We start from the raw sequence: 16,891 nt of genomic DNA, 5'->3' as shown, positions 1-16,891 counted from the left end.
CCACCACGCAACCCCGCACGCACTCCCCCCGTCTTTGAGAGAGGATCCATGCAGATGGACCGGGGTGGGTGGGGCGGAAGAAGTGGAAGACGTGGCCTTGCGCAGTACGACGACAGCCGAGACGAGCACGTGGACCGGGAACGACGACGCCCCGGCGTCCCGGCGCGGCAGCACAACGGCAGGCGCCTGGTTCGCCGGCTTCCTCCTCCTCACCGTGAGCGTCGTCCTGGGCTGCCGCACAGCCGACACCGACGCCGTCACCCCCATCCCCCAACTGCTCGCCTTCCTCCCCTGGCTCCTCGCCCCCACCGGCATCGCCCTCCTCTTCGCCGCGCTGTCCCGCTGGCGCATCGGCCTCGTGTGGGGTGTGGCCGCCCTCGCCGTGATCGCCTGGTACATCGAGCCGTACGGAAAGACGATGGAACCCGGCGGCGTACCGGTCGCCGAGATCCGCGTGCTCACCGCGAACGTCGAGTTCGGCCAGGCCACGGACGGCCTGATCGAAGCGGTAGCGAAACAGCGCCCGGACCTGGTCTTCGTCCAGGAGTGCGAGGACACCTGCGAGAAGAAGCTGGACCAGGCCTTCGGCAAGGACGCCGAGGACGCCAAGGCCACGGGGAAGGGCAACAAGGACAAGGACAAGGGAAGCGTCTACCTCTACCGGCAGACCGTCGAGAGCACCACGTCCGAGGGGTCCGACGGTTCCGTCATCCTGAGCCGCCACCCCCTCACGCCCGCGAAGGGCATCCCCGCCACCATGGGCATGCCCGGCGCCACCGCCGACGTGGACGGCCAGGAGATCCGCCTCCAGCTGGCCCACCCCATGCCGCCGCTGCCGTCCCATCTGGGCACCTGGCGCGAGGAGCTGGCCGCCCTGCGCGACTACGCCGCCGCGAACATCGACCGGCCCACGGTCGTCGCGGGCGACTTCAACGCCACCCAGGACCACGCGGCCTTCCGCCGCATCCTGGACACCGGCTTCATGGACGGCGCCCGCCTCACCGGCGACACCCGTACCCCGAGCTGGCCCGCACTGACGGCCCCGGCCTTCGGTGCCCAGATCGACCACGTCCTGGTGTCCCGGGGCTTCACGGCGACCAGGACCCGCTTCCTGGACCTGGCGAACACCGACCACCGGGCACTGGTCGTGGACCTGACCCTCCGCAAGAGCACGTAGCGGAATCCGTACCCGGAGAACACGACGTGGGCCGCCCTCTGTGCAGGAGGGGCGGCCCACGTCCGTGGGGGGTGGGTGGTGCGTCCGAGGGGGACCTGTCGGTCCCGGCGTCGGGGCGATGCGGCGCCGACTCCGCACCGCCCCGACGACGGCTGAGACCTGCAGGGCTAGTCCTGGTTGACCTTCGCCAGGGCCTTGGCGAGCCCGTTGGCCCACAGCTGGTTCACGCGGGAGCGCTCCGCGCTGTTGGGGTTCGCGTTCGTGCAGGACGTGCCCGGCCCGCCGCCCGACATCAGCTCGCTGCACGGCCCGGAGTAGTGGTCGGGGAGTCCGAGCACGTGCCCGGTCTCGTGGGCGGTGACGCGCGTGGAGTCGTACTGCTGGTTCTGCCTGTAGTCGAGGAATATGTAGCCTCTGCCGTGCCCGTCCGTGGACGCGTACGAACCGCGCGAGTCGTTCCCCTCGCGGTACGTGAAACTCGCACCGCTGGTGCCGGCCTGCAGCTTGACGTTCGAGACGGAGCTGTTCCAGATCGACGTGCTGCGGGCTATCTGGGTGGCGAAGGACGGCGCCGCCGAGGCGTTGTAGACCACGGTGACGGCGGCGGCGGACGTCGGGTTCGCGGCGCGCTTCTCGGCCACGGACTTCAGCACGGCCTCGAAGAAGGCCTCGTTGGCCTTCGCCTCTTCGCCGGAACCGTTGTAGCCCGCGCCCGTCACGGAGGCGACGGAACCGGTGGACGCCGGCTCCGGTGCCTGGGCCGCCGAGGCCGGGACGGTACCGAGCGCGGCCGCGGTGAGACCGAGGCCGAGCGCGGCCGAGAGCATGGGTGTGGACAGTCGCATCGATGACTCCTTGCGTGGGGGGTGAAGTCGTCACCGAGGAGTGTCGGCGTCTGTGAGGCGGCTGTGATGATGCCAACAGGCGATAGGACACAGCTATCCGTACGAATTTGATCGCCCGACTCACTTGATTTGAGTGGGGTTTGTGCGTCTGGTGAAAGCTGTACTTCCGCTTTAGGCTCCGGCGGCATGGACCTAGAGGTCAGGCACCTCCGCGCACTGTGCGCCATAGCCGACACCGGCAGCCTGCACCGGGCCGCCCGTCAGCTCGGCGTGGCCCAGCCCTCGTTGAGCACCCAGCTCAAACGCATCGAGCAGGAGCTCGGCGGCCCCCTCTTCCTCCGCGAACGCACCGGCTGCCGGCCGACCACGCTCGGCCTGGTCGTCCTGGGCCGCGCCCGCCCGCTGGTGGCCGAAATGCGGTCGCTGGTCGCGGAGGCACGGGCCGCCGCGACGGACGCCGACGGGCCCCAGCTCCGTATCGGCTCCACCGCCAGCCGCGCCCTCGCGGGCTGGCTGCGCCGGCTGCGCGCACGACAGCGCGAACCGGTCCTGCAGATGGACGTCTCCCCGAACGCCCTGCTGCGCATGCTCGCCGCCGGCCGGCTCGACGTGGCCTTCGTGCACGAGGTGGAGGGCAGCCCGCTGCGCGTCCCGGACGGGCTGGCGCTGCGCGTCCTGGTCGACCGCGAACCGCAGTTCGTCTCGCTGCCGGCCGACCATCCGGCTGCCGCGCGCACGGAGGTCCGGCTCACGGACCTGGCCGGTGACCGGTGGATGATCGATCCGACGGTGGACGGCGAGTGGGACGCCGTGCACCGCATGCTGCGGGCGGCGGGGCTGCGGCCGCGGGTGCTGCACGGGGACTACCACACGGCCGCCTCGCTGGTCGCGACCGGCGAGGTCGTCACGGTGTGCCAGCCGACGTGCCAGCCGCGGCCGGAGATGGCGGTGCGGCGGATCCAGGGGGATCCCCTGGGGGTCCGGCTGATGCTCGCGGCGCGTACGGAGGGGGAACTGGACCTTGTGTTCCCGGAACTGTGGGAGGCGTACGCGGAGATCGCCCGGGAGGCCCCGGGGTACCGCGAGTGGCTGGATCGGGTGAGTGTGTGACAGCCGCGGCCGACGACGCGAACAGGTCCCGGACGATCACCGGGCGCCTTGTCGAAACGCGCGAAACCATCCCCCGTACCGCCGGACCGGCACATCCCCGGACCGCCGGACCGGGACGACCGTCCGGCGGACCGCCGGTCCGGGGATGCGAGCCGCGGGAGCGCCCCGATCGCAGTCCCCCGGGACCTGCCCGGTCCTAGGTATCGACCCGAAGGAGGAGCAGGTCGTAGACCGGGCCGCCGGGCTCGTTCCGGTACGGGCCCGCGTATGTGTAGCCGAGGCGTTCGTACACGGTCCGGCCGACGGTGTTGTCCGGGCTCACCAACAGCGAGGCGTAGTCGGGCGTGACGGCTTTGAGGAGTTCCGCGTGGAGGCGGGAGGCGATGCCGCGGGACTGGTGGGCGGGGGTGACGGCAAGCTCGCACAGGCCCATGAGGCGGCCGGCCCGGACGGGTTCGGGGATCTCGGGGAGGAGTTCTCCGTACCAGTACTCGGGCGTGCACGGGAAGGCGTAGCCGAAGCCGACCATGAAGCCGCTCGCGTAGGCCGCGGCCAGGATGAAGCCTTCGTGGCGGAGGTGATGGGTGATCTGACGGCGCAGCGCGGAGGCGGAGAGGCCGTCGGCGAACGCCTTCGGGGTGTTGACGAGTTCGGGGTGGGCGTCGGACCAGATGTCGGCCAGGGTGTCGAGCATCGCCGGGACCTGGCCGGGGCAGTGGGTGCGGATCACGATGTCTGTGCCGGTCACGCCCGTCCTCCTCCGATTGCGGTGATGGTGCGGTATTCGTCGATCCAGTCGGCGACCACGGGGACGCGGCCGTGCCGCTGAAGGGCGCTGGCGATGTTGTGCAGGGCCTGCAGCAGCCGGCCGGAGCGCACCTGGGGAAGGAACGTGAGAACCCGCCTCGCGGCTTCGGTGGCCGCCTCCGGTTCGGGACGGTCCTTCAACGCCAGTTGGATGGCCACGTCGGCGGTGTACAGGGATCTGTTCCTGGCGAAGGCGTTGCCGTGCAGGAGGACGGCCTGTTCGACGCTGGAGGCGGCTCGCGCGTGCTGACCGAGATCAGCGCGGGAGAGGCCTTCCAGACCCGCGAGTTCACCCGGTGCGTAGAAGTCGAGCCAGGGTGGATCGACGTCGGTGGGACCCTTGGCGTAAAGGGCGTGGGCACGAACGATCGAGTTGTCGGTGGCACTCGCGTCACCCAGCAGCGCCCAGCCGCCGGCCTCGCGCATGTGGAACAGCGAGAGCATTCTGGGAGAACCGAGATCACGGGCCACGGTCTGTGCGCCCTGCGCGGCGTAGATCGCCTCACGGGGGCGTCCCGATGCCTTCGCCAGTAAGGACAGGCAACCGAAGGCCTGTGCCTCCAGCTCGGGGTCGTCGGCGATCCGGGCGGCGGCGAAGGCCTCGCCGTACAGCGAATGGGCGTCGCTCGTGCGGCCGGAGTCGAAGGAGAGCCATCCGGCAGCGATCGCCAGGGCGCCGGTGGCCGAGCGGAGCTTCGATTCGGTGCCGCTGGTGTACGTACCCGTCTGGAGCCATTGATAGGCGGTCTGCAACGCCTGGGACGCGGCCTGGCGCAGCGGCGCGGAGCCGTGGTCGTGGTCATGCGCGAACAGGGTGCTCACAGCCGATCTGACGGCGCGTACCTCTCTCGCACCGATCTTGCCCGGCGCCTGACCGTCACCGAGCGGGAGATGAAAATTCAGGATCGCGCCCGCACCGTCGAGCAGGAAGTCTCGTCGGTTCACTGCATCCTCCTGTGGTCCGTACGGTCCGGCATCGGATCGAGCGGCCGTTGCCGTGACTGTTGCCGTGGCCGGCGGCCGGAAGCCGAGCGCGGCCATGGTCCGACCGCCCGTCATCATGGTCAGGATGCGCTGGTAGACGGCCCGGGGACAGAAGACCGTCCCGTCCTCCCAGTCCGCCACCAGACGCGGCCCGCAGGCGACGTTCTCGCCCATCGCCCTGCCGATCTCGTTGATCTTCTTCGCGAACTCACTGCGGCTCATCTGGAATTCGAGATCGCGCACAGCACGCAGCTGAGTGTTGGGGACGGGCTTTTGGTACTCGGCCATACCGGCTCCGGGTCCTCGCGTCGAAGGGTTGCAGAGACCGTACCGTCCGCCTGGTTTCCCCACCTCCATGCCGGGCTTCATTCACTCCGGCGGGATCGATTTGCATCGCTCTTTCATCGGTCCGACGTCGCACCCCGGGAGGCGGTGCTGTTTTCGTGGACTGTGACGCGACGACTGATCAGGGAGAACGCGATGGCGAATGCTTCCGCCGTGGGAACGGCCCGGGCCGAACAACCCGCCGATCCGACCTGGCACGAGCTGGCCACGGTCACCGACGCCAAGCGCAGGCTGTGGCGGGGGAGCCGGAACCGCACCAGTTGGACACCGTGCGGCCGGGACTGGGACACGGTGGCCGTCCAGCCGATGGCGGCGGGACTGGACGCGCTCACCGCCATGCGCGCGGGCACCCGGTGTGGCCACCAGGTCCTCGCCGACCACCTGCGCGACCGGCTCTACGTCGCGGTGCCGACCGACTCCGCGGGCACTTTCGCGAACATCCTCGGCGTACGGGTGTTGTCCAGCACGCACCAACTGCTCGTCCCGAGTACGCCGCGGGACGGCTCGATCGCGGCCGACTGGGTCAGCCACCCGCCCCGCGGCACACCGCCGGTGCTGATCGCGGCCCGGTTCGCCGACCACCTGCGGGCGCTCATCTCCCCCTGCGTCGGTGAAGACGCCCATGCCAGGAACGGCCACACCGTGCTGTACGGCCCCGAGGGCCGGCCCGGCGCGGAACTGCCGCCTGATCGCGCGACGCACGAGCTCGTGGTCCGGGCAGTGCTCTCGTGGTCCGAACCGGCGGCTCTGCGGCCCGACGACTACGAACAGGTCGGGCTCCTGCTCTCCGGAGCCGCCTGTGCGGTCGCCGCCGCGGTGCGTGAACACGCGGGCAGGCTGCCCGACGACGACGGCCGACGCCTGTTCGCCGAGATCGTGCTGGCCGAGGCCGACGGCCGCCTCTCCCAGCGCTCCCGGAATCTGCACGGGGTACGGAACAAGGCCCGCATGCTGCGCGCACTGTACGAACGGCTGGACCGGCTCAAGGAGGCCCGACCCGCCGTGCGGACCGCCATGGCCTGCCCTGGGGATTGAGACATCACGGCGTTTGGTTGGGGGCGCCCCCTGTTGCCAGGTGGCGCCCCGGTCATACATGCGCTCCGTTCAGGTGCTGCGTTCAGGTGCGCGTCACACGCCGATGTCCTCGCCGTCCTTGCGCCAGACGGCCACAACCGCCGGGCGGACCATCTTGCCGGGGCCGTCAGGCCAGACGCTCGCCGGGTTCTCGACGGTCGCGCCGGTGATCTCACCCGGGTGCTGGACCGCCACCAGGACCCGTCGGTCCTGGACGAGCGGACCGCAGGTCTCGGCGCCCTTCGGCACGGTCAGGAACTGCTTCAGCTCCCCGCGCCGGTCGCCCTTCGTCGCCACGCCGAACAGGCCGTCGTGGGAGCCGAGCTGGGCGCCGTCGGTGGAGATCCACAGATTGCCGTGCGGGTCGAAGGCCACGTTGTCCGGGCAGGAGATCTGGCTGACCTTGTCCTTCGGGTAGCCCGCGAAGTACGTCGCCGGGTCCTTCGGGTCGCCCGCGACCAGGAACAGCGACCAGGCGAAGCTGGTGGCGTCGGCGCGGTTACGGCGCTCGGTCAGCTCCAGGACGTGCCCGTGCTTGTTGGCGTTGCGCGGGTTGGCCTCGTCCACCTTGGCGTTGGAGCCGACACCGCGGTTGGTGTTGTTCGTCAGGGCGACGTACACCTTGCCGGTGTGCGGGGAGGGCTGGATGTCCTCCGGGCGGTCCATCTTCGTGGCGCCCACCTTGTCGCCGGCGAGGCGCGTGAAGACGTACACCTCCTCGGCGGTCATGCCCTCGACGTGCGAGACGGCGCCCTTGGCGGTGGCGGTGGCCAGCGGGATCCACGTACCGCTGCCGTCGAACTCGCCGTCCGACGGGAGCTTGCCGGTGCCGTCGATCTCGATCGCCGGGGAGTCACCGGTGAGCTTGGCGACGTACAGCGTGCCCTCGTCGAGCAGGGTCAGGTTGTGCTCGCGGGCGGCGCGGCTGTTGCCGTGGCGCATCCGCTTGCTGCCGACGAACTTGTACATGTAGTCGAAGCGCTCGTCGTCACCGGTGTAGGCGACCGGGCGGCCGTCGTCCGTGAGACGGATCGTCGCGCCCTCGTGCTTGAACCGCCCGAGCGCGGTCCGCTTGCGGGGCGTCGAGGCCGGGTCGTACGGGTCCAGCTCGACGATGTAGCCGAAGCGGTGCACCTCGTTCGGCTCCTGGGCGACGTCGAAGCGCTTGTCGAAACGCTCCCACTTGCGCTCGGTGGCGCCGGTGCCGATGCCGTAGCGGGCGTCCGTCGTGCGGCTCGCGCCTGCGAAGTACTGGTTGAAGTTCTCCTCGCCGTGCAGCGTCGTGCCCCAGGGGGTCTCGCCGCCGGCGCAGTTGTTGAGCGTGCCGAGGACCTTCTTGCCGGTCGGGTCGGCGGAGGTCTTCAGGAGGGCCGAGCCCGCGGCCGGGCCCGTCACCTTGAACTCGGTGGTCGCGGTGACACGCCGGTTGAGGTGGTGGCGGGGCACGGCGGTGAGCCTGCCGGTCCCGCGCTCCTCCTCGACCACGACGACGCCCAGACCGTGCGCGGCCCAGGCGATCTCGGCCTGCTCGCGGGTCGGGTTCGCGGGGTCGTAGCCCTTGAACATCAGGATCTCGTCCGTGTACTCGTGGTTCGCCACGAGCAGCTGACGGCCGCGCTCGCCCGGCAGCGGGAGCAGGGCGAGGAAGTCGCAGTTGTATCCGAACTGGCCCGCCTGCGCCTTGGCGGTCTGCTTGTCCGGGTCGAAGGCCGGGGCGCCGCGCAGGATGGGCTCGCCCCAGCGGATGACCACGTTCTGGCCGTAGCCCTCGGGAACGGTGACGGCGTCGGTGGTGTTCGGCGCGACGGGGGTGAAGCGCAGGCCGCGGGCGGCCTTGCCCTTCGAGCCCTGCGAGCCGTGCGAACCCTTCGAGGCGGTGGCAGCCGCGGCGGACTGGGCGGCGGCGGGGGCCGCTCCGGCGCCGAGGACCGCGCTCCCGGCCGCCGCCGTGGTCACGGTCACCGCGGCGGCGGCGCGCATCATGGAACGACGGCTGAGCGCTCCGGCGATGACGTCGCCGACGTATTCGTTGGCGCTGGTGTTGGGCGCCGGGTGGAAGCAGGCGTCACCACAGCGGTACCGACAGGTCATCTCGGAACGGCCGCCCGGGTGTGAGCCGGTCGAGCCGATCAGCGGCAGCAGGTTGCGCACGTTCACTCCCCTATGTCTGTGTCTGCCGTGACGCTAGGGGCACGCGCGTGCGAGAGCGCGGACGGAAGGTGAACGGAGAGTGAACTGGGCCCAGCCAATAGGGCTTTGCCCCCGACAGGCGTGCGGGAACCGGGTCCATGTTTGGGCGCGATAAAGATCTTCGGTCCTGGCGGCTAACCTTACGTGTCCGTCCTGGCCAGGGATTGACGGAACCAACTCATGCGAAGGGTTGCGCACATGGGCATTCTCACCCGCCTGCGGAATGCGTTCGGAAAGTCACGCAAGGGGGACGCTGCCGCTGCCGCGGTCCCTTCCGCAACTGCCGCCGCCGAGCCGACCGTGCCGGCGGCCCGGCAGGAGACGGCTCCCGAGCCCACGCCTGCGGCAGCCGAGCCTGAGGTCTCTGTCCCCGCACCGGCCACGGAGCGCGAGCCCGAGGCCGTGGCCGTGACCGTCGCCGGGCGTACGACGGACCGGACGACGGACCGGACGACGGACCGGACGACGAACGAGCGCGAGACCGAAACCAAGACCGAGACCAAGACCAAGACCGATCGCGAGACCGAGCGCGAGACCGGATCCAAGGCGTCCACGGTGGACGACCTGGTCTCGGCGGCGTTCGACAACGTGTCGGTCCCGAAGCAGGCGCCAGCGCCTGCGGCTCAGGCTGAAGCGAAGGCTGTCGCGGAGGCCGCGCCCGAAACGAAGGCTGAGCCGGAAGCGAAGGCTGAGGCCGCGGCTGAGCCGGAGCCCGTCGTGGCGGCCGAGCCCGCGAAGGCGGAAGCAGAGCCGGAGCCCGTCGTCGAGAGGGCACCGGAGCCGACGCCGGAGCCGACGCCCGAGCCCGTCGCCGCCGAGGTCACCGAGGTCACCGAGGTCGCTCCGGCGGCCGAGCCGGTGGTGGCGCCCGAGCCCGCGAAGACGGAGGCCGAGCCCGTCACCACGGCCGAACCGGCACCCCAGCCGACACCCGAGTCGGCACCCGAGCCCGTGCTTGCCGCGGCCGAGGTCGAACCCGAGCTGGTCATCCAGCTCGTCCCGGAGCCGGAGCCGGACACCGAGCCGGTGGTCGAGCCCGAGACCGAGGCCGTCGCCGCCGCGGAGGCCGCCGAGGCGGAGGCCGAGATCGAGGCGGCCGTCGCCGAGGTGACCCCGGAGCCGGAACCCGACTCGGAGTCCAAGCCCGAACCCCAGTCGGAGTCGGAGTCCAAGCCCGAGCCCCTCGTGGCAGAGGCCGAGAAGCCGTCGACACCCGAAGCCAGGGCCGAGGCAGCACCCGAAGCCGCGGCCGGGGCCGAAGGCGAGAGCAAGCCCGAAGATGTCGTCGCGTCCCAGGCCCCCGCCCTCCTCAGCGCCTACAAGGCCGCCGCCACCGCCCTGGCGAACCAGGGCCTCACCGACGCCCGCGCCAAGGTCTACCTGATCCTCGACCGCTCCGCCTCGATGCGCCCGTACTACAAGGACGGCTCCGCACAGGCCCTCGGCGAGCAGACCCTCGCCCTCGCGGCCCACCTCACGCCGGAGGCGAACGTCCAGGTCGTCTTCTTCTCCACCGAGCTGGACGGCACCGGCGAACTCACCCTCGCCGAGCACGACAACAAGATCGACGAACTCCACGCCGGCCTCGGCCGCATGGGCCGTACGAGCTATCACGCGGCCGTGGAGGAAGTGATCGCCCTGCACGAGAAGTCGGGCACTCCCGCGCAGCCCGGCCTGGTCGTCTTCCAGACGGACGGCGCCCCGGACGCCAAGACCCCGGCCACCCAGGCCCTGACGGCGGCGGCGAAGAGCCACCCCGGCCTCTTCTTCTCCTTCGTCGCGTTCGGCGAGCAGGAGAACAAGGCCTTCGACTACCTCCGCAAGCTGAAGTCGGACAACACCGCCTTCTTCCACGCGGGCCCGACGCCCCGCGAGCTCACGGACGCGGAGATCTACGAGGGCGTACTGGCGAACTGGCGCCCGTGACCCCTCGCGGGACCCCACTCCGGCCGCCCCTTCTCGTCCCATAAAACGAGGAGCGGGCGGCCCACCCATGTCGGCTACGATTTCAAGGTTCGTAAGACGGCCGAAAGTCGAAGCAACACTCGACCGGACGTCACCCCACGCAGCGACTCGGGAGCAGCCCGCAATGGCTCGACACCTCATCACCAGCGCCCTTCCGTACATCAACGGGATCAAGCACCTGGGCAACATGGTGGGGTCCATGCTCCCGGCGGACGTCTACGCCAGGTACCTCCGCCAGCGCGGCCACGATGTCCTCTACATCTGCGCGACGGACGAGCACGGCACCCCGGCCGAACTGGCGGCGAAGGAGCAGGGCCTGCCGGTCGCCGAATTCTGCGCCGGAGCGCACGACGCGCAGAAGGCGATCTACGACGGCTTCGCCCTCGCCTTCGACCACTTCGGCCGCAGCTCCTCCCCGCAGAACGCGGAGCTGACGCAGCACTTCGCCCGCAGGCTGAACGAGAACGGCTTCATCGAGGAGCGCGCGATCCGGCAGGTGTACTCGCCGGCCGACGGCCGCTTCCTGCCGGACCGTTACGTCGAGGGCACATGCCCGCACTGCGGTTACGACAAGGCGCGCGGCGACCAGTGCGAGAACTGCACGCGCGTCCTGGACCCGACCGACCTGATCGACCCGCGCTCGGCGATCTCGGGTTCGACGGAACTCGAAGTGCGCGAGACGACGCACCTCTTCCTCCTCCAGTCGAAGCTGCAGGGCGAGGTGGAGGCGTGGATCGACGAGGTCGCGGACGAGTGGCCGCAGCTCGCGTCCTCCATCGCCCGCAAGTGGCTGACCGAGGGCCTGCACGACCGCGCGATCACCCGTGACCTGGACTGGGGCGTACCGGTCCCGGCCGACACGTGGCCGACGCTGGCCGCCGACGGCAAGGTCTTCTACGTCTGGTTCGACGCGCCGATCGAGTACATCGGGTCGACGAAGGAGTGGGCGGACGCCGCTCCGGAGGAGAACCGGGACTGGAAGTCGTGGTGGTACGAGCCGGCGGGCGCCTCCGACGTGCGGTACACGGAGTTCATGGCGAAGGACAACGTCCCCTTCCACAGCGTGATGTTCCCCGCGACGGAGATGGGCGTACGGGAGCCGTGGAAGAAGGTCGACCAGCTCAAGGCCTTCAACTGGCTGACGTACTACGGCGGTAAGTTCTCCACGTCGCAGAAGCGCGGCGTCTTCACCGACCAGGCCCTGGCGATCCTGCCGGCGGACTACTGGCGCTACTTCCTGATCGCCAACGCCCCGGAGTCGGACGACTCGTCGTTCACGTGGGAGCACTTCACGGCGACGGTGAACAAGGACCTGGCCGACACCCTCGGCAACTTCGTCAACCGCGTCCTGTCCTTCTCACGCAAGCGCTTCGGCGACGACGTACCCGCGGGCGCGGACGCGGGCGCCCCGGAGGCGAAGCTCGGCGAGGAGATCGCGGCACTCCTCGCCGACTACGAGTCCCAGATGGAGGCGCTCCAGTTCCGCAAGGCGGCGGCTGCCCTGCGCGCCCTGTGGTCGGCGGGCAACTCCTACCTGGAGGAGAAAGCCCCCTGGCTGGAGATCAAGACGAACCCGGAGGGCGCGGCGCTCACGCTGCGCACGGCGATGAACCTGATCCACCTGTACGCGGTGGTCTCGGAGCCCTTCATCCCGTCGTCGTCGGCGGCCATGCGAGCGGCCTTCACCCTCCCGAACGACACGGCGACGTGGGTGACCCAGGAGGAGGCCAAGTCCCTAAACTCCCTCCCCGCGGGCACCCCCTTCACGGTCCCCCCGGTCCTCTTCGCCAAGATCACGGACGAGGACCTGGAAACGTACAAGGAGCGGTTCGGCGGGGCACCGGAGTAACTGCGTCACGCGGCGCCGAGGGTGAGGTGGGCCGCCGGGCGAGGTGGCAGCAGAGCTGCCCCTTTTCCCAGCGGCCTCCTCCCGAACCCGTCGTGCGACGTTAATCGCAACGGGCTCTCCAGTGACTGCCGTGAGCTGCGGTTGCGCGTCCAACGTGGATGCCGTCGTGGCAGGTTGAGCAGACCACGAGTGTCTTGCGTCGTTTCCTGGCCATGAGAGCCGCCCAGTTGGGTTGTTCCTGCCCGAGCCGGTCGAGGTCTGCGAGCTTGCGGATCTGGTGGACCTGGATCTTCTCGGTCTGTCCGCAGAGTTCGCAGACAAAGTTGAGGCTGTGTCACTCGAACCCGAGCCGTCGCGTGACTTCATCCACAAGCTGTCCAAGGAGCTGTGAGGCAACCCGTGACCACACCCGACAACTGGCAGAAGTCGTCCTTCTCCGGAGGCGCCGACGGCAACAACTGCGTCGAAGTCGCCACCGAGGCCCACACCGTTCACCTCCGCGAGAGCGACGCCCCCTCCACGCACCTCGTCACCACCCCCACCCCCCTCGCCCACCTCCTCCACGGCATACGCTCCGGCAAACTCGGCGGCGTTCACCCCTGCGAGTGAATCAGCCCAACTGGGCTTGTTGTACGACGCGTTGCTGACCTGCTCGCGAAGTACCGGCTGCAGCCGATGCTGCTGGTCGTCTGCCAGGACCACGCGACGGCCAAGTGGGCGGAACAGCCTGTCCAGTTCGGGCCGCCGCAGTGGCCGTTGCTCACCCTGCGCCCGCTGGTCGCGGGGCCGCACAACATGCCGCTGATCACCAGCCCGGCGGAGGTACGCAAGGATCTCGCGCTCGCGACACTGTCCGCGATCACGCACGGCAAGGGCCCTGAGATCGGGACGATACTCAAAGCAGTGACGACCGTGCTGCGGGACGAACCGGACGCGGTCAAGAACCCAGTCATCGAATTCATCTCACGCGGCCTGGGCAAGCTACCCGCCGCAGCATTTTGGAGGACACTCGTGGCCGTGGACCTTTCTTTCTACAAGTCATTCATCTTCGAAGAGGCCCGCGAGGAGGGCCGGGCGCAGGCCCGGGCGGAGGGCCGGGCCGAGGCCATCCTGGATGTCTTCGAGGCGCGCGGTATCGACGTCCCTGAAGCCGTCCGGGAACGCATCACCAGCTGCGACGACCCCGAGATCCTGCGCCACTGGCACCGACGGGCCATCGCGGCCCCCTCCGCCGACGCGATCTTCACCGACGACTAGCCACGTGCTGGTGGGGGTCAGGTCACCCCGAAGTTCTCGGTCACGGCACCCTCGGCCCCGTAACCAGCCGCCCCTTCGTGTCGTACGGCCAGACGTTCGGGGTGCACCCCCGCATCCCCTTGATCTGTTGCATCATCGCCGGGGCCGGTTTGCCCGCTCCGGGGCACGTCACGTGGCCGTGGCCGAGGAAGTGGCCCACCTCGTGGTTGATGATGAGCGCGCGGTACGCGTCCACGTCGTCGGCGTAGACCGGGGTCGCCAGCAGCCAGCGTTTGAGGTTGACCACCACGTCCTTGCCCACGCTGCAGTTGACCTCGCCACGCGTGTTCAGGCCGTAGCGGCCGCAGATCTCGTCCACCGTTCCCGGTGTCGCGAGCCGTACGACGAAGTCGGCCGAACCTGTCGAGACCCGCTTGAAGCCTGACCTGCCGTCGGCCGTCCAGCCTCGTCGGTCCGCCAGCACCTCCTCCACCTGGCCGGCCACGTCCGCCGCCGACTGCGCGAGACCGTTCTCGACCACGACCTTGTAGCGCAGGGTGCGGGCGCCCTTTCCCACGGTTCCGCTCCCGCCACCGGCCGTGGTGAACGTCCCGGGTCCCGACGAGGGGATGGAGGGGGAGGACGACGGGGAGGACGAGGGGGCCGAGTCCGGTGATTCCTTGTTTCCCGGGCTCGCACTGGGCTTGCTCTCGGGCGAGGGCTGGCTCGACTCGTCGACCGCCGCCTCCGGTTCGTCGGCGGAGGTGTCGGAGTCGTCGGAGCTGTCGGAGCTGTCCGAGCTGGAAGCCGCCGGCGTCGTTCCGTTCACCGCCAGAGCCGCCGTCGATAACACCGCCAGCGCCGCCAAGCCCCACAACAGGGGCCCTTTCCCCCTTCCGCCGCCCCCGCCCCCGCCCGCGGAGCCTCTGCGACGGCGGCGGGATCTCGCGGTCGGGGACGGCTTGGTCGCACGGCGGTTGATCATGGTCATGAGCATCAAGAGGGAATACGCACGGTGTTGGGTTCTGGCTCAGCTGATAACGAAGCCGTAACGCCCGGTTGCGCCCGCCCCGTTACGGGACCCCGCTCCTGGCATGTGCACGATTCATCCGTATGGTTTCGTCATGGCAGTCCCCCAGGTCATCCCGATCGCGTACGAGCCGCGCCACCGCACCGATGCCATCGGTCACTACGCGGAGGGGCAATTCCTGGGGTCGGTCACCTACGCCTTCCCCGAGGATTACCGCCCCGACGACGGCTGGGAAGAGCACAAACGACTCTTCACGGTGCTTCACACCTTCGATACAGAGGGTCGCTACCGTGACTCGGAGATCTGGTGCGCCGGTAGCTGGGCCGAGCAGCAGCGCAACCAGCAGGGGCCCGACTCGGTCCTCGCCCAGGCACAGGCCCATCTCGCGAAACTCCTTCGGAGCCTCCCGCGGCGCCGTTACACGGACATCGCGGTCCAGCCCTTCCGGCTCACCCGCGACGGCGTGCTGTTCGGCCTGCTGACCGGTGAGGACGAGGGCGAACCCTGGGCCGAGCTGTACCCGGACCGCCTCGGCTTCGGCCCACCCTGGGACGGCACGTACGACACCTGAGGGTGCCTCAAGCGACCCGCGTGAGCCCGTTCGCGTCAGCCTGGTCGAGGCCGAGAGACGCGCGGGCCGTTCGGACATGGCCGAGGCCCTCGACGGCCGTCCGTGTCACCAGGGCGTACTCGGCCGCCGTGCGGGCGGTGGCCAGTTCGGCCCGCGCGGTGCGCAGGCGTTCGGCGGCGGCCGTGAGGGCCTGCGCCGCGATCACGTCGGCTCCCGCCCGGGCCCGTACGTCGAGAGCGGACAGGCTGCCACCGAGCCGCACCACCCAGCGGTTGGCGTCGGCCTCCGCGTCCAGGTCGGACAGGTCGGACGCGTCGGACCGGCCGGACCAGTCGGACCGGTCGGACAGTCCGCGCGTCCGGCCCCAGCGGCGCCTCGCGACCACCGCTCCGGCGATCAGCAACAGTGCGAGCAGCACGGCGAATCCCATGTTTCCTCCGGTGATCTCGACCGGCGCCGCCTGCGCCGCCTGCGCCGTCGGCGCCGTCGGCGTCCCGCGGGGTGTTCTCACCTCGCACCCGCCATCAGACGCCCCGCTGCTGTGCGCACCTGACGAACACCCTGTGGGTCACCTGATCACCCCAATGGGCCCGGGACGTCCCTCGTCCCGGGCCCATTCGCCGTGCGCGTTCCAGTGCCGCCGACTCAGCCGGCGGTCACCCGCTCAACTCGCCGAAGCCGAAGCCGAAACCGAAACCGAAGCCGACGCGCCCGGCTGCACCGCGTCGTCCGTGCCCTCGTGCGTCGTGTCCGGGTCGACTCCCATGGTGATCGAGCCGAGAACCCCCTTCGCGATGGCGTTCTTCTTGTACTTGAGCTTGAGGAGACCGCCGGCCGTACCGGACTGGTCGTAGATCGTGTCCTCGGTCAGCGTCGTGCGCTCGGTCGTCGACGTGGAGTACGGCTCGACCTCCGCCGAGGCGAGCACCGACTCCTCGTCGAAGAAGAACTGGCCGGTGTGGCAGGTGTTGCCGCCCTCGTAACCGGCGTCCGTCCAGGTGCCGCCGACATGCACCTTGGTGTGGATGTGGACGCAACGGCCCTGGTACCAGCCGGGGAAGACCGTCTTGAAGGTGACGAAGCCCTGCTTGTCCGTCTTCCACGTGCCGCGCAGGTAGCGCTTGTCGTCGGTGGGCTCCTGGTGGCCGCCACCGCCACCGCCGGGCGGGGCACCGGTCGGGGCACCGGTCGGGGTGCCGGAGGGCACGTCGGTGGGCGTTCCGCTGGGAGGCGTGCCGCCACCGCCGCCACCGCCGGAGAGATCCTCGTAACCGGAGTAGAGACCCAGCGCGTCACAGTGCCAGATGTCGACCGCGGCGTTCTTGATGGGCTTGCAGGTCTCGTTGTCGATCACCTTGAGACGGAGAGTCATCGGAATGCCCTCTCTGTCCTCGGTGATGTCCTGCCGGAGCTTGTCGGCATCGATGTAGTACGGCCCCTCGGTGGTCTCCGAGGTGAGCTTGTAGCAGCCCTCCGCGGCGGTCGAGGTGGCGCTCGCCGACGCGCCCTTCGCGCTCGCGGCCGTCTGGCCGGCGTTCGCGGTCGCAGCGATCGTGCCGCCCACACCCACCGCGGCGACCGCCGCGCCACCTGCCACGACGACCTTGCGGCGCGTCACGCTCCGCTTGTGTTTCGGCCCTTGGGCCGGCTGACCTTCTGTCATGTTCTCCGTCATGAGCGAGGAAGCTAGGTAAGAAGGCTGTCAATA

Annotated in this window: 15 protein-coding genes and 1 pseudogene; 8 read left to right on the top strand and 8 right to left on the bottom strand. The window is 69.9% G+C overall.

What is annotated here, in order from left to right; translation table 11 throughout:
• Positions 1-97 precede the first annotated feature (97 nt).
• The gene (locus ACIOKD_RS32915; protein ID WP_402091568.1) at positions 98-1,177 is read left to right on the top strand and encodes an endonuclease/exonuclease/phosphatase family protein; all 1,080 of its coding nucleotides are present in this window, start codon (positions 98-100) and stop codon (positions 1,175-1,177) included.
• Positions 1,178-1,344: 167 nt separating this feature from the next.
• Here ACIOKD_RS32915 and snpA read toward each other — a convergent pair whose 3' ends face one another.
• A complete protein-coding gene (snpA, locus tag ACIOKD_RS32910; protein WP_402091320.1) occupies positions 1,345-2,022 on the bottom strand; it encodes a snapalysin in 678 nt (225 codons plus the stop codon).
• A 186-nt stretch (positions 2,023-2,208) separates the two neighbouring features.
• On the opposite strand from snpA, the gene ACIOKD_RS32905 reads away from it, so the two are divergent.
• Positions 2,209-3,132, top strand: coding sequence for a LysR substrate-binding domain-containing protein (locus ACIOKD_RS32905; RefSeq protein ID WP_402091318.1), 924 nt, complete (start codon positions 2,209-2,211; stop codon positions 3,130-3,132).
• Positions 3,133-3,328: 196 nt separating this feature from the next.
• Here the strand turns inward: ACIOKD_RS32905 and ACIOKD_RS32900 are convergent, their stop codons facing one another.
• Both ACIOKD_RS32900 and ACIOKD_RS32895 read right to left on the bottom strand, forming a co-directional pair.
• Entirely contained in the window at positions 3,329-3,880 is a 552-nt protein-coding gene (locus tag ACIOKD_RS32900; RefSeq protein WP_402091316.1) for a GNAT family N-acetyltransferase, read from the bottom strand.
• Entirely contained in the window at positions 3,877-5,211 is a 1,335-nt protein-coding gene (locus tag ACIOKD_RS32895; RefSeq protein WP_402091314.1) for a hypothetical protein, read from the bottom strand. Before ACIOKD_RS32895 ends, ACIOKD_RS32900 begins: the two co-directional genes overlap by 4 nt.
• Positions 5,212-5,403: 192 nt before the next feature.
• Here ACIOKD_RS32895 and ACIOKD_RS32890 point away from each other — a divergent pair, with 192 nt between their 5' ends.
• Positions 5,404-6,303, top strand: a complete 900-nt coding sequence (locus ACIOKD_RS32890; protein WP_402091312.1) for a hypothetical protein — start codon at positions 5,404-5,406, stop codon at positions 6,301-6,303.
• A 93-nt stretch (positions 6,304-6,396) separates the two neighbouring features.
• Here the strand turns inward: ACIOKD_RS32890 and ACIOKD_RS32885 are convergent, their stop codons facing one another.
• Positions 6,397-8,493 carry a PhoX family protein gene (locus ACIOKD_RS32885; RefSeq protein ID WP_402091566.1) on the bottom strand — a complete coding sequence of 699 codons (2,097 nt, stop codon included), beginning with the start codon at positions 8,491-8,493 and terminating at the stop codon, positions 6,397-6,399.
• Between the two features lie 237 nt (positions 8,494-8,730).
• Between ACIOKD_RS32885 and ACIOKD_RS32880 the strand changes: the two genes are divergently transcribed.
• Both ACIOKD_RS32880 and metG read left to right on the top strand, forming a co-directional pair.
• Complete coding sequence (locus ACIOKD_RS32880; protein WP_402091309.1) at positions 8,731-10,458, top strand: VWA domain-containing protein; 1,728 nt, start codon at positions 8,731-8,733, stop codon at positions 10,456-10,458.
• Between the two features lie 163 nt (positions 10,459-10,621).
• Positions 10,622-12,346, top strand: a complete 1,725-nt coding sequence (gene metG / locus ACIOKD_RS32875) for a methionine--tRNA ligase (RefSeq protein ID WP_402091306.1) — start codon at positions 10,622-10,624, stop codon at positions 12,344-12,346.
• Positions 12,347-12,446: 100 nt separating this feature from the next.
• On the opposite strand, the pseudogene ACIOKD_RS32870 reads toward metG, so the two are convergent.
• Positions 12,447-12,650: pseudogene (locus ACIOKD_RS32870) on the bottom strand (hypothetical protein); the annotation flags it as partial.
• Between the two features lie 95 nt (positions 12,651-12,745).
• Here ACIOKD_RS32870 and ACIOKD_RS32865 point away from each other — a divergent pair.
• Both ACIOKD_RS32865 and ACIOKD_RS32860 read left to right on the top strand, forming a co-directional pair.
• Positions 12,746-12,955 (top strand): DUF397 domain-containing protein, encoded by a 210-nt coding sequence (locus ACIOKD_RS32865; protein WP_402091304.1) that lies wholly within the window; start codon positions 12,746-12,748, stop codon positions 12,953-12,955.
• Positions 12,956-13,021: 66 nt separating this feature from the next.
• A complete protein-coding gene (locus ACIOKD_RS32860; protein ID WP_402091301.1) occupies positions 13,022-13,603 on the top strand; it encodes a hypothetical protein in 582 nt (193 codons plus the stop codon).
• Positions 13,604-13,643: 40 nt separating this feature from the next.
• On the opposite strand, the gene ACIOKD_RS32855 is transcribed toward ACIOKD_RS32860, so the two are convergent.
• Complete coding sequence (locus ACIOKD_RS32855; protein WP_402091565.1) at positions 13,644-14,567, bottom strand: DUF3152 domain-containing protein; 924 nt, start codon at positions 14,565-14,567, stop codon at positions 13,644-13,646.
• 139 nt (positions 14,568-14,706) lie between these two features.
• On the opposite strand from ACIOKD_RS32855, the gene ACIOKD_RS32850 reads away from it, so the two are divergent.
• On the top strand, positions 14,707-15,183 hold the full coding sequence (locus ACIOKD_RS32850; protein ID WP_402091299.1) for a hypothetical protein: 477 nt from the start codon (positions 14,707-14,709) through the stop codon (positions 15,181-15,183).
• 7 nt (positions 15,184-15,190) lie between these two features.
• On the opposite strand, the gene ACIOKD_RS32845 is transcribed toward ACIOKD_RS32850, so the two are convergent.
• Together ACIOKD_RS32845 and ACIOKD_RS32840 are read right to left on the bottom strand one after the other, a co-directional pair.
• A complete protein-coding gene (locus ACIOKD_RS32845) occupies positions 15,191-15,613 on the bottom strand; it encodes a hypothetical protein (RefSeq protein ID WP_402091297.1) in 423 nt (140 codons plus the stop codon).
• Positions 15,614-15,847: 234 nt separating this feature from the next.
• Positions 15,848-16,858, bottom strand: coding sequence for an intradiol ring-cleavage dioxygenase (locus ACIOKD_RS32840; protein ID WP_402091295.1), 1,011 nt, complete (start codon positions 16,856-16,858; stop codon positions 15,848-15,850).
• Between the last annotated feature and the right edge of the window lie 33 nt (positions 16,859-16,891).

This window comes from Streptomyces sp. NPDC087844, assembly GCF_044742785.1.
Lineage (GTDB): Bacteria > Actinomycetota > Actinomycetes > Streptomycetales > Streptomycetaceae > Streptomyces.
The sequence above is the reverse complement of the archived record's forward strand: the minus strand, read 5'-3'. Positions and strand labels throughout refer to the sequence as shown.

Excerpts from the sequence above, each read along its gene's own strand:
- ACIOKD_RS32845 (WP_402091297.1), bottom strand. The coding sequence starts at position 15,613 with ATGGGATTCGCCGTGCTGCTCGCACTGTTGCTGATCGCCGGAGCGGTG.
- snpA (WP_402091320.1), bottom strand. The coding sequence starts at position 2,022 with ATGCGACTGTCCACACCCATGCTCTCGGCCGCGCTCGGCCTCGGTCTC.
- ACIOKD_RS32850 (WP_402091299.1), top strand. The coding sequence starts at position 14,707 with ATGGCAGTCCCCCAGGTCATCCCGATCGCGTACGAGCCGCGCCACCGC.
- ACIOKD_RS32860 (WP_402091301.1), top strand. The coding sequence starts at position 13,022 with ATGCTGCTGGTCGTCTGCCAGGACCACGCGACGGCCAAGTGGGCGGAA.
- metG (WP_402091306.1), top strand. The coding sequence starts at position 10,622 with ATGGCTCGACACCTCATCACCAGCGCCCTTCCGTACATCAACGGGATC.
- ACIOKD_RS32890 (WP_402091312.1), top strand. The coding sequence starts at position 5,404 with ATGGCGAATGCTTCCGCCGTGGGAACGGCCCGGGCCGAACAACCCGCC.
- ACIOKD_RS32840 (WP_402091295.1), bottom strand. The coding sequence starts at position 16,858 with ATGACGGAGAACATGACAGAAGGTCAGCCGGCCCAAGGGCCGAAACAC.
- ACIOKD_RS32880 (WP_402091309.1), top strand. The coding sequence starts at position 8,731 with ATGGGCATTCTCACCCGCCTGCGGAATGCGTTCGGAAAGTCACGCAAG.
- ACIOKD_RS32895 (WP_402091314.1), bottom strand. The coding sequence starts at position 5,211 with ATGGCCGAGTACCAAAAGCCCGTCCCCAACACTCAGCTGCGTGCTGTG.
- ACIOKD_RS32855 (WP_402091565.1), bottom strand. The coding sequence starts at position 14,567 with ATGATCAACCGCCGTGCGACCAAGCCGTCCCCGACCGCGAGATCCCGC.
- ACIOKD_RS32905 (WP_402091318.1), top strand. The coding sequence starts at position 2,209 with ATGGACCTAGAGGTCAGGCACCTCCGCGCACTGTGCGCCATAGCCGAC.